We start from the raw sequence: 11,878 nt of genomic DNA, 5'->3' as shown, positions 1-11,878 counted from the left end.
TTGCTAGCTGTGAGGTCACCCCAATGTACAGCGTGCCGTTCCGTTTGCTGGCCAGGATGTAAACGCAGAACTGCTTGTCCATAGCGCCAAACGCCAAACTGGATTCCCGCTTTCGCGGGAATGACGGCCATAACACCGAACAGAATCAGGGTCGGCACCCGACCACGTTACCCACAAATTTGTCGCGCCCCCCTGATCGGCGCCTTTGGCGGCCTGGCTTCTCGTGTCGGACTTTTGCTAAGGTCCCCGGCAACATGAACTCACTCCGCGCCACCGGGTCGGGGATGACGCCGTGAGACGCTGGCTGGCGATCTCGCAGCGTGCGCCGCGCCTTACCCTGGCGGCCATGCTTGGCCTGACCGCATTCTTCGGGTTCTTCGCGCGCGCGATCCGCGTCGATAGCTCGATTGAGAATCTGCTTCCGGCGAACGACCCCGACAAGCTCTACTACGATGGCGTCAAGGCAGTCTTCGGCGACGAGGATATCGCCGTCATCGGCGTCTTTGCCGACGACGTATTCGCGCCGTCCACGCTTGCCAAGATCGACCAGCTCTCGCGGCGATTGACGCAGATCGACGGCGTGCGTGAGGTGCTCGGTCTCACCACGGTCAAGGGCATAGAGATAGGCGACTTTGGCCTGGCGGCCGGCTGGCTGATGCAGCAGTTGCCCCGCACGCCGGAAGAGGCGGCCGCTTTTCGCGCCAAGGTGCTGGGCAATCCGCTCTACCTAAAGAACGTGGTCTCCGCCGACGGTCGTGCGGCTGGGATCAGCGTCGTGTTCGACTCCTTGAGCGACGAGGAATTCCTGCAACGGGGCATCGACGACCGCATCCGGAGGTTGGTCGCGGAGCTGCAAGGGCCGGAGCAGTTTGCCGTCACCGGCATTCCCACGATCAAGGTCAACGGCGCGCGCCTGATGGAGGGCGACACCAACAAGTTCACCCCGCTGTCGATGCTGCTGGTCATCGTCGTACTCGGGTTTGCCTTTCGCACCGTGCGCGGCGTGCTCATTCCGTTGTCGACCGTGATCATCGGGGTGGTCTGGACCACCGGCTGCATGGTGCTGACGGGGACCGCGATCAACATGGGTACGTTGGTGCTGAATCCGCTGCTGATGGTGATCGGCGTGGCGTCGGGCATTCACTTGACCAGCGAGTATTACCTGGAGCTGAAACCGGGCCGCACGCAGGCGGAGGTCGTCGCGCACGCGATGGAGAAGGTGAGCCTGCCGATCGCGATCGCGGCGGCCACCACGCTAATCGGATTTGGCACGCTGATCTTCACACCGATCCGCGCCGTGCGCGAATTCGGCGTCTACAGCGTCTTCGGCATTACCGCCATCGTGCTCGCGGCGTTCACGGTGGTGCCCGCCCTGCTGACGCTGCTGCCGCTGCCGAGGAAGATCAGCACCCCCCGCGAGGCCGCAGGTGGCCGGTTGCCGCGATGGTTGCAAGGCATCGGCGCTTTCGCGGTGCGACATCGTCGGGCCGTGTTGTGGTGGGGGCTGGCGGCGCTCGCGCTGTGCGTCTGGGGCATTACCCGGATTCGGGTCGAGACCGACTACCTCGGCTTCTTCCATCCGCGCAGCCCGATCCGCATCGAGAACGCGCTGATCGCCAGCCGGCTTGCGGGCACGCAGCCCGTTTACGTCGTCATCGACGGCGACGGCCCCCAGTCGGTCACGCGTCTGGAGACGCTCGCCGCGATGCGCGAGCTACAGGAGTTCATCGATCAGCAGCCGGGGGTGGACAAGACCATGTCGCTGCTCGACTACCTGCGCCTCGTTCGGCGCACGCTGCAGCCGGACGCGGCCGCGGCGTTGCCGGAGACGCAAAGCGAGATTGATCAGATCCTACTGCTCGTCGATCCTGCCGACCTGCAGGCGGTGCTCAGCCCTGATGCGGCACGCGCGAACATCATCGTGCGCACCTCCCTGTCGCGCTCCGCTGAGGTCGGTGGATTCGTGGAGCGCGTGCAATCGTTCGCCGCGACGCGGTTTCCGCGTGGGGTCAGCGTGCGGCCGACCGGCACCGTGGTGCTGCTCAATCGGTCCGCCGATGCGCTGGCGTGGGGGCAGATCACCGGGCTGTGGCAGGAGCTGTTGGTGCTGTTGGCACTGCTGTCGTTGATGTTCCTGTCGATCCGCGTCGGCATCTTGGCCCTCATTCCGAACGTGGTGCCGACGGTGGCGCTCTTCGGCCTGATGGGCTGGTGCGGCATCAGCCTAAACATCTCCACCAGCATGATCGCCGCGATCGCGATCGGCATCGCCATCGACGACACGATCCATCTCCTCAGCGCCTTCAACGAAGAGCTGCGCAAGACGGGCAGTCAGGAGCAGGCCATCATCAACGCCATGGGCTCCGTCGGGCAGGCGGCGTTCTTCATCACGCTGGCATTGTCGGCCGGGTTCTTCATCGTTTGTCTCTCGAACTTCCAGCCGGTACTGCACTTCGGCTTGCTCTCCGGCGTCACCATGGGCATTGCCTTGCTCGTGGAGCTGTTTTTGACACCGGCCTTGGTGACGACAACCAAGATCATCACCTTGTGGGATCTCCTGTTTTTGAAGCTCGGCCCCGCGCCGGAGAAGCAGATCCCGCTGTTTGCCGGCTTGCGGCCTTTTCAGGCCAAACTGGTGGTGCTGATGGGGCATCTCGAGGCGGCCGCGCGCGGCCGCTTCATCGCACGGTGCGGCGAGATGAAGCCGGAGCTCTACGTCCTGCTCGCGGGGCGGGCCGAGGTCCACGAGGGCGACAGGGCGCACGTGATTCGCCGCCTCGGTCGCGGCGAGGTCATTGGCGAGATGGGCTTGGTGCGCCAGCGCCCGCGCTCCGCCGATGTGGTTGCAACCGAGGACACGGAATATCTGGTACTGGACGGGCGCTTTTTGCAGCGGCTGCGCCGGCGCTATCCGCGCATCGCGGCGACGGTTTTCCTCAACTTGACGCGGATTCTCAGCGACCGACTGGAGAGCAGAACCAACGCGCCGACCGTGGCCGACCGCACGCCGCACACGATATCGACCGGATCGTAGAGGCAATGACAGAGACAGGGATGCCGGTCGATTATCTCGTCGTCAGCGATCTGCATCTGCGCGGGGGCTGGAGCAACCCGACGCCGGGCTTGTACCACTTCGACGAGGAATTCGCCGATTTCCTGCGCTACTATCGCCTCCATCGCGCCGCAGATCGACGCTGGCTGCTCATCATCGGTGGCGACCTGATAGAGTTCCTCTACATTACGGACCGGCCCGATCCGGCCACGCCGATGCTGCGCGGTGCGACGTTTCTCGACAGCGAGTTCCGCTACGGCGCCGGCACCGAGGCGCAGAAGTCGCGCTGGAAACTCGACACGATCCTGCGCAGCTCGCATCCGCAGCTGCTGTTGGCGCTGGCGCGCTTCGTCGCCGAAGGCAACGCGATCGTGGTGCTGCGAGGGAACCACGACATCGAGATGTTCTGGCCCGAAGTGCAGGAACACTTCCGGCGCTTGATCGCCGAGCATCATCCCGAGGACGTCAGTTACATGACGATGAAGGAAGCGGTGGTGGCTCGGGTCCGGTTTGGCGAATGGTTCTGGTACGTCCCCGACGTGCTCTATGTCGAGCACGGCTCCCAGTACGACCCGTTCTGCTGTTCTCAATACGTCCTCAATCCCCTGGTACCGCAGTGTTCGACGCGCCTGCAAATGTCCATCTCGGAGCTGGCAATCCGTTACTTCACCAACCAGATGAAGACCATCAACGCGTCGGCGGCGGAGAACATCAAGTCCGTCAGCGAGTACATCGGCTGGGTGATCCGGGGCAATCTCTCGCTGCTGCCGAGCACGCTACGCCTGTACGCCGGCATGGTGCTGCGCATTCTGGCCAAGAGCGGACGCCCGAATCGCGCAGCCGAGCAGGCGGTGCGCGCCGTCCATGAACAACGCGTGGCCACCGCCGACGAGCGCTTCGGGCTCCCGGCGGGCACGGTGGCGACGCTCGACGCATTGCGGGCCGCCCCGGTGATGCGTGATGCCCTCGCCACCGCCCGCTTCCTCGCGCTCGACTTGATCGCCGGCGCGGTGCTGATCGCCGCTCTGGCCGTGTTCGTTCTGATCTGGTACCCGGCTCGGGTCGGCTCGCTGGTGCTCGCTGGTGCCGCGGCCTTGATCGGGCTGATCGCCTATTGGGGCGCCCTCCGCTTTCGGCGGGTTACCGAGGCGGCGCAGCTACTGCGCACGGCTGGGCGGATCGCCGCCATCCTGGCCGTACCGTTTGTCGTCTTCGGCCACTCCCACGAAGCGGGGAAATGGCCATTGCCCGGCGGCCGCACTTACCTCAACGTCGGCACATGGGTGCCCGAGGGCGGAGAGGCGCACTTCGTCCACTTGACGGTCAGTGGCGACAGCGCCGGGCGGCTGGCGCGCCTTTGGCGCTGGAACCGGAGCGAGCAAAAACCGGAGCCGTTCGGAGGCGATCCGTGACGAGCGCGATCCGCTCTGGTCACCTGCCGCCCAACACTGCCAGGCGGTGTTCCAGCTCGAGGTTGCGCTGCTCCAGTTGCCGGACGCGCGCCTCCAGTTCGCGCGCGCGTTCATGCAGACGGTGCAATTGCAGGCGCTTGTCGAGCCCGGTGCGGATGATGGTCAGAAGATCGTCGTTGTCCCACGGCTTCTCGATGTAGTGGAAGATGCCCACCTCATTGATGCTGCGGATGGCATTCTGCTTGTCGGCGTAGCCGGTCAGGAGTATGAGCGTGCTATCCGGATACAGGCCGCGAATCTCGAGCAGGAGGCCGATGCCATCGATTTCGGGCATCAGGAAATCGGAAACGACCAGATCGAGCGGAGTGACCTTGGCGAGCTGGATCGCCCGCTGCGGGGAAGTTTCGACCAGTACCTGGTGCGGGGTCTCCAGTTCAAGCAGGGCCGAGAGGCTCTGGCACACCGTCGGCTCGTCATCCACCAGCAGGATCGTCGATCGGCTCTCCGCGGTCTCCATCAAGGTGTTCGATAATCAGGCAACCGCCGGGGTGTCAAGCTCGTGAAGCTCGGCGGTGTGCCGGTGCAGGCGCTGATCTTCGATTTCGACGGGGTGCTTGCCGACACCGAGGAGCTGCACTGCGCCGCGCTGCAGGCGGTCGCGACAAGTGTCGGGGCGCCACTGTCGCGGACCGAATACTTTGCTGGATTCCTGGGTTTGCCGGACCGTGCCTGCCTGACGGTGCTCTGTGACCGTGCGGGCCTGACGCCGGATCCGCCGACCCTCGATCGGCTGGTCGCCGAAAAACGCGCGCAGTACGCGCGGCTGTCACCCGGGGCGGCGATGTATTGCGGCGCGGCTGACACCATCCGCTGGTTGCATCCCCACTTTCTCCTCGCCATCGCCTCGGGGGCCTTTCGTGACGAGATCGAGCCCGTTCTCCGGCACGCCGAGGTGCATTCGTTGTTCGCCGCCATCGTCGGAGCGGAGGACGTGCGTGCCGGCAAGCCCGCCCCCGACCCGTTTCTCCATGCGCTGCAGGAAGTGAACCGCCGCCTGGGTTCATCCCTCTCGGCGGCAGACTGCGTGGTCATCGAGGATTCGCCGCTCGGCCTGATGGCCGCCCGCGCGGCGGGCATGCGCTGCATCGGCGTCACCACCCATAACGACTCCGCAGCGCTGATGCTGGCGGACGCCGTCATCGAGCACGTCAACGAACTGCACCCCGAAGCACTGCGGTAATGAGCGACGCCTTCTCGATCCTCCTCGAAGTCGGCGCGGCCTTGTGCGGCACCCTGCACCTGCGCGACCTGCTCGAGGCGATGATGGAGCGGGCGCGCAGCGTGCTCGATGCCGAGGCGTGCTCCGTGATGTTGCTCGACGAGGCGACGCACAGGTTGCACTGGGAGGTCGCGCTCGGCGCGGGTGCGGGCAAGCTGCAGACGCTCTCCGTTCCGCTCGGCCAGGGGATCAGCGGTCGCGTGGCCGCCACCGGCGAGCCGATTCGCATCGAGGACGCCTCCGGCGATCCGCGCTGGCAGGGGCAACGCTACGATGCCGCCACCGGGTTCACCACCCGGTCGATCTTGTGCGTGCCGCTTCGCGCCCGTGACCGGATCACGGGCGTTATTCAGGTGCTCAATCGCCGCGGCGGCCCCTTTTCCGACGACGACCAGCGTCTACTCGAAGCTCTCGCCGGCATGGGCGGCGTCGCGATCGAGAATGCGCGGCTCTACGAACACCTCGAGGAAGAAGTGCAAGAGCGCACCGCCGCGCTCGGCCGCACGCTCGCCGAACTACGCGAGACGCAGATGCAACTGGTGCAGTCGGAGAAGATGGCGGCGCTCGGCGACCTGGTGGCCGGCCTCGCCCACGAGATCAATACCCCGCTCGGCGCCGTGGCGAGCAATACCGACCTGGTCGCTCGCGCCCTGGCGAAGATCAAGGAGGCGATGACTGACCCCACTCTCAGCGAATCGGCGCTGCGCTACCTCGACCGCGCTGCTAGCATGGCCGCGGTGAGCCGGGACGCCTGCCGCCGCATCGATGCGATAGTGCGCAGCCTGCGCAACTTCTCTCGCCTGGACGAAGCCGAGTGCAAGCCCGCCGATCTGCACGAAGGGCTCGACTCGACCCTGGCCCTCATCACCCACCTGACCAAGAACCGCATCACCGTGCAGCGCGCCTACGGCCAGCTCCCCCTCTTGCTCTGTCATGCCAATCAGCTCAACCAGGTGTTTCTCAATATCCTGGTGAACGCGACCCAAGCGATCGACGGGCCCGGCACGATCAGCATTCGCACCCGTGCTGGGCCCGCTGCCGTGGTCGTCGAAATCAGCGACACGGGCCGTGGCATTCCTCCCGAGCATCGCGCTCATATCTTCGACCCGGGCTTCACCACAAAGGGGGTGGGCGTGGGTACCGGCCTGGGCCTTGCCATTTGTTACCGCATCGTTCAAGAACACCGCGGACGGATCGAGGTGGACAGCGAGGCCGGCCGCGGCACCACGTTCCGAATTACTTTGCCAACGGGGACGGCGACGTGACTTCTCGCAACTTGCACGGTGCTCTCGTGCTGAAGGAGGGACGAAGATGACGTGGACATACGTGCGCTTCGCGGCGCTGCTGGGCGCCCTGCTGTGGACACTGCCGACGGCCGCAAGGGCCGACGACAGCTCCGCCCGCGAGCTGCTGCAACGCATGATCGATGCCGTGCCGCGGGTACCGTTCTTCGCCAAAGTGAAGCTGTCGTCGACCACGCGCGGATGGGTTCGCGATTTGCAGCTGAGCTTCAAGCGCGTCGATGACGCGGACGCCACCTACATGGAAGTGACCGCTCCGCTCGACGTCAAGGACACGCGCTTCTTGCTCTACGACCGAGCGCAGGGAGCCGACGAGCAATGGCTCTACGTGCCGATGATGAAGCGCAGCATTCGCGTCTCGGAAACAGTGCGCAAGCAGGCGTTCCTCGGCTCCGATTTCTACGTGTCTGACATGGTCCGACCGGACCTGAATGCTTTTCAGCACGCCTTCGTTGGAGAGGAAGACGTGGGCGGCCGCCACTGCAAACTCGTCGAGAGCGTGCCGAAGGCGCCCGCCGGCGAGCTGTATAGCAAGACCGTCGTCGCCGTCGACCCCGCGGATCTCGTGGTCACCCGCAGCCAGTTCTTCGACCAGAAGGGCAAGCTCTGGAAGGTCTGGACGATCGACAAGATCGAGAAGATCGACGGGCTGTGGACCCCGCTGGTGCAGCAGATGGTGAACGTGCACGACAACACGCAGTCGCGGCTCGAGATTACTGAGATCAAGTACAACGCCGAGCTGTCGGATGAGATGTTTCACAAGGCGTACCTGATCCGCTAGTAGAGATCGAATGCTCTCCGGCCGCAGATCCTGCGGACCCCCAAGACGGCCCCCGCGCGCCGTGTCGTTCATCGCAGCCGGGGCGGTGCTTGCTCGTTGCCTGCGGGCTGGGGTATGGGGGCAAGCACAGTGGTCGGCGGCGAAGCGAGTCGGCGATGGAAACGCGTGATCAATTGGGGTGTCCGTCGTGCCGGCGGGAGAATCCAGCCGACGCAGGTTTCTGCTCGGGCTGCGGCATGCGCCTGTCCGCCGTGTGCCCGACTTGTCAGCGCAGCAACCCGCCCGACAGCGCCTACTGCAGCGGCTGCGGGCAGCGCCTTACCCCGGGCGTTGCGGCGGGCGTCCCACCGAGCCCGTCTGCACCGGCGCCGGCCGTGCCCGCCACCTTCGCCGCGGGTCGATACCAGGTGAAACGCTTCCTTGGTGAGGGCGGGAAGAAGCGCGTGTACCTCGCGCATGACAGCCGGCTGGAGCGCGATGTTGCCCTGGCGCTGATCAAGACCGAAGGTCTCGACGAAGCCGGACTCGCTCGCGTGCGCCGTGAAGCGCGCGCGATGGGCCGCCTCGGTGACCATCCGAATATCGTGACGATCTACGACGTGGGCGAGGAGGCCGGGCAGCCGTACATCGTCAGCCAGTACATGGGCGGCGGCTCGATAGACGACCTGCTGCAGCGGGCGGAGAAGCGGCGGTTGCCGATGGAGCAGACGCTGCGCCTGGCCGAGGACGTGTGTCGAGCCCTCGAGTACGCGCACGTGCACAGCGTGATCCACCGCGACCTCAAGCCCAGCAACGTCTGGCTGACCGAGGACCGGACGGCGAAGCTGGGAGACTTCGGCCTCGCCATCGCCCTCGACCGCTCCCGGTTGACGCTCGAAGGCCTGATGGTCGGCACGGTCGCGTACATGCCGCCGGAGCAGGCCCTCGGCCGCGCGCCCGATGCGCGCAGCGACCTCTACGCGTTCGGGGCGATGCTCTATGAGATGGTGACGGGGCGCCCCCCGTTCTTGGGCGACGATGCGGTGGCGGTGATCTCGCAGCACATCAACACGCCGCCGGTCGCGCCCACGTGGCACAACGCCGACGTGCCGCGTGCCTTCGAGGCGCTGATTTTGAGGTTGCTCGCCAAGGCGCCCGAGGAGCGACCGGAGAGCGCGGTGGCAGTGCGCGAGACGCTGGCGGCGCTCGCCGCTCCGAAGACGGCCAGCGGCGAGCGGCCGGCGGCGGAGGTGAACCCGCTCGATCGCTTGGCGAGCGGCATCTTCGTCGGGCGGGAGCGGGAGATGGACGAGCTGCGCGCCGGGTTCGAAGACGCCCTCTCGGGGCACGGGCGGTTGCTCCTGCTGGTGGGTGAGCCGGGCATCGGGAAGACACGTACGTCGGAAGAGCTGGCCACCTACGCCCGGTTGCGTAAGGCCCAGATTCTGTGGGGCCGCTGCTACGAAGGTGAAGGGGCACCCGCGTACTGGCCCTGGGTGCAGGCGATCCGCACTTACGTCCACGGCCGCGACCCGAGCGCGCTGCTCTCGGAGATGGGCTCGGGCGCCTCCGAGATCGCGCAAGTGGTCTCGGAGGTGCGCCAGCGCCTGCCCGGCCTGCCCGAGCCGCAACGACTCGACCCGGAACAGGCACGCTTTCGGCTCTTCGACAGCATCACGACGTTTCTCAAGAACGCTTCTACCGCCCAGCCGCTGGTTCTCATCCTCGACGATCTGCACTGGGCGGACAAACCGTCGCTGCTGCTCTTGCAGTTCCTCGCCCGCGAGCTGCGCGGGGCGCGGTTGCTGGTGCTCGGCACGTACCGGGATGTGGATCTGCGCCGCCAGCACCCGCTCTCGCAGACGCTGGGGGAGCTGACGCGCGAGCAGTTGAGCCAGCGCATCCTCCTGCGCGGTCTCAGCGAGCGTGACGTCGAGCGGTTCATCGAGATCACCGCCGGCATCAAGCCGCCGGCGGCCCTCGTCGAGGCCGTCTACAAGGAAACGGAGGGCAACCCCTTCTTCGTCAACGAGGTGGTGCGGTTGCTGGTGGCGGATGGGCGGCTGCAGCAGCCGGAGCAGGTGAAGTCGTGGAGCGTCGGCATCCCCCAGAGTGTGCGCGAGGTAGTGGGCCGTCGGCTCGATCACCTGTCGGCGGAGTGCAACCGTGTGCTGACCGCCGCTTCGGTGATCGGGCGTGAATTCGGGCTCGATGTCCTCGAACGCATGAGTGATCTGTCAGGCGACCGGCTGCTGGAGGTGTTGGATGAGGCGGTGGCCGCGCGCGTCGTGACGGAGCTTCCCCGCAGCGGCGGGCGCTACATTTTTTCGCACGCGCTCATTCGCGAGACGCTGTATGACGAGCTGAGCACGACCCGGCGCGGCCGCCTGCATCGCCAGATCGGCGAGACGTTGGAGCAGCTCTACGGCGCGCACCCGGAGCCGCACCTGGCGGAGCTGGCGTATCACTTCTTCGAGGCGGCGCAGGGCGGGGATGTGGAGCGGGCCATCGGCTACGCGGTGCGCGCCGGGGACCGGGCGGCGGAGCTGATGGCGTACGAGGAGGCGGCGCGGCAGTACGAACTGGCCCTGCAGGCGTTGGAGCTGCGCGAGCACAGTGAGGCGGGCAAGTGCGCCATGCTGCTCACGCTGAGCGAGACGCTGTGGCGGGCGGGCGAGTACGACCGGGCGAAGGAGACAGCCCTCCAGGCAGCCGACCTTGCGCGCAAGCTCGGCGATGCCCAGTCGCTGGCGCGGGCGGTGCTTGACTACGGCGGCACGCTGCCGGCGTTTGCCGCCGTCATCCGCGACGAGACGCTGGTCGCATTACTGGAAGAAGCGCTCGCGGCGCTGCCGCAAGGCGATAACCCGCTGCGCGCCCGCGTGCTCAGCCGCCTGGCCGAGGAGATCACCTTCTCGGATCCGTACGAGCGGCGGGAGGCGCTGTGTCGCGAGGCGATCGAAATGGCCCGGCGCCTCAGTGATCCAGTGGTCCTCGCCTTTGCGCTGCGAAGTACTCACTGGGCGCTGTGGGTTCCGGAAACCCTGGCCGAAAGAGTCGCCTTCGCCAATGAGATTATCGAGCTGGCCCGGAAGGCCGGCGATCGGGCGATGGCGGCAGAGGGTCGGATCTTTCTCTGCTGGGACCTCATCGAGCGGGGGGACATGGCAGGGGCAATCAAGGAGTTCGAGGAATCCTCTCGCCTCTCGGAATCCCTCCGGCAACCCTACTACAGGTGGGGAATGGCCATCACCCGTGTGTTGCTGGCTTTCGTCCAAGGACGGTTGCCAGAGGTGGAGGCGCTGGCGCAGCAAGCCCTGCAAATGGGGCAGGAAGCGCAGAACCGGAACGCGGCCCTCGTTTTCGGGATACAGATCACGCTTCTCCTCGTCGAGCAGGGTCGAGCTCAAGAGGCAGAGGAGGCCCTGAGCGGTGCCGCTGCCATGTACCCGTCCATCGGCCACAATCTTCGCTGTGGGCTGGCCGTGGCATACATGGACCAGGGGCGCGCGGCGCAGGCGCGCAGCGAGTTCGAGGGTCTCGCCGCGAACGATTTTGCCGACTTGCCGCGGAACTCGGCGTGGCTCTACAGTGTCGCCTATCTCGCCGAGGTCGCCTCCTTCCTTGGCGACGCACGCCGCGCCGAGACCCTGCACGCCCTGCTCCTGCCCTTCGCCCGGCTCAACGTTACGGCAAGCCCGGTCGCCGTCTGGGGGTCATGCGCGCGCTACCTCGGTCTCCTCGCCGCCGCGCTGGGCCGGACCGATGAGGCGGCGCGGCATTTCGAGGACGCGCTCGCGATGAACGCACGCATGGGAATGCGGCAGGCGTCGGCCCACACGCAGGCAGACTACGCGCAGATGCTGCTGGCGCGGAACGCACCCGGCGACCGCGCTAAGGGGCTCGATCTGCTGAACCAAGCCCTCGACATAGCCCTGACCCTGCCCGACTTGTGGCCTCTGGACACGGAGGTTGGATTGCGGTAGACGTACATGCGTGACGGCGGTGGTGGAAGCGGCGGGGTTGGTTTTTCCGGTCGGTGCGATCGATGCGATTCGCATGCGCATCGAGGCC

At 66.2% G+C, this 11,878-nt stretch carries 7 protein-coding genes; 6 read left to right on the top strand and 1 reads right to left on the bottom strand.

What is annotated here, in order from left to right; genetic code table 11:
- The first annotated feature begins 292 nt into the window (after positions 1-292).
- Together HY699_06175 and HY699_06170 are read left to right on the top strand one after the other, a co-directional pair.
- Positions 293-3,034, top strand: coding sequence for an MMPL family transporter (locus tag HY699_06175; GenBank protein ID MBI4515387.1), 2,742 nt, complete (start codon positions 293-295; stop codon positions 3,032-3,034).
- A 5-nt stretch (positions 3,035-3,039) separates the two neighbouring features.
- Positions 3,040-4,464 (top strand): metallophosphoesterase, encoded by a 1,425-nt coding sequence (locus tag HY699_06170; protein ID MBI4515386.1) that lies wholly within the window; start codon positions 3,040-3,042, stop codon positions 4,462-4,464.
- A 19-nt stretch (positions 4,465-4,483) separates the two neighbouring features.
- Here the strand turns inward: HY699_06170 and HY699_06165 are convergent, their stop codons facing one another.
- Positions 4,484-4,981: a response regulator gene (locus tag HY699_06165; GenBank protein MBI4515385.1), complete on the bottom strand. Its 498-nt coding sequence runs from the start codon at positions 4,979-4,981 to the stop codon at positions 4,484-4,486.
- Positions 4,982-5,023: 42 nt separating this feature from the next.
- Between HY699_06165 and HY699_06160 the strand changes: the two genes are divergently transcribed.
- The 4 genes from HY699_06160 (at position 5,024) to HY699_06145 (ending at position 11,790) form a co-directional block, all read left to right on the top strand.
- Positions 5,024-5,704 (top strand): HAD family phosphatase, encoded by a 681-nt coding sequence (locus HY699_06160; GenBank protein ID MBI4515384.1) that lies wholly within the window; start codon positions 5,024-5,026, stop codon positions 5,702-5,704.
- Positions 5,704-7,008, top strand: a complete 1,305-nt coding sequence (locus tag HY699_06155) for a GAF domain-containing protein (GenBank protein MBI4515383.1) — start codon at positions 5,704-5,706, stop codon at positions 7,006-7,008. Before HY699_06160 ends, HY699_06155 begins: the two co-directional genes overlap by 1 nt.
- Positions 7,009-7,054: 46 nt before the next feature.
- Positions 7,055-7,825: an outer membrane lipoprotein-sorting protein gene (locus tag HY699_06150; GenBank protein MBI4515382.1), complete on the top strand. Its 771-nt coding sequence runs from the start codon at positions 7,055-7,057 to the stop codon at positions 7,823-7,825.
- Between the two features lie 155 nt (positions 7,826-7,980).
- Entirely contained in the window at positions 7,981-11,790 is a 3,810-nt protein-coding gene (locus tag HY699_06145) for a protein kinase (GenBank protein MBI4515381.1), read from the top strand.
- Positions 11,791-11,878: the final 88 nt, after the last annotated feature.

Source organism: Deltaproteobacteria bacterium (assembly GCA_016210005.1).
GTDB lineage: Bacteria > Desulfobacterota > Binatia > HRBIN30 > JACQVA1 > JACQVA1.
This window is presented reverse-complemented; position numbering and strand designations above follow the sequence as displayed.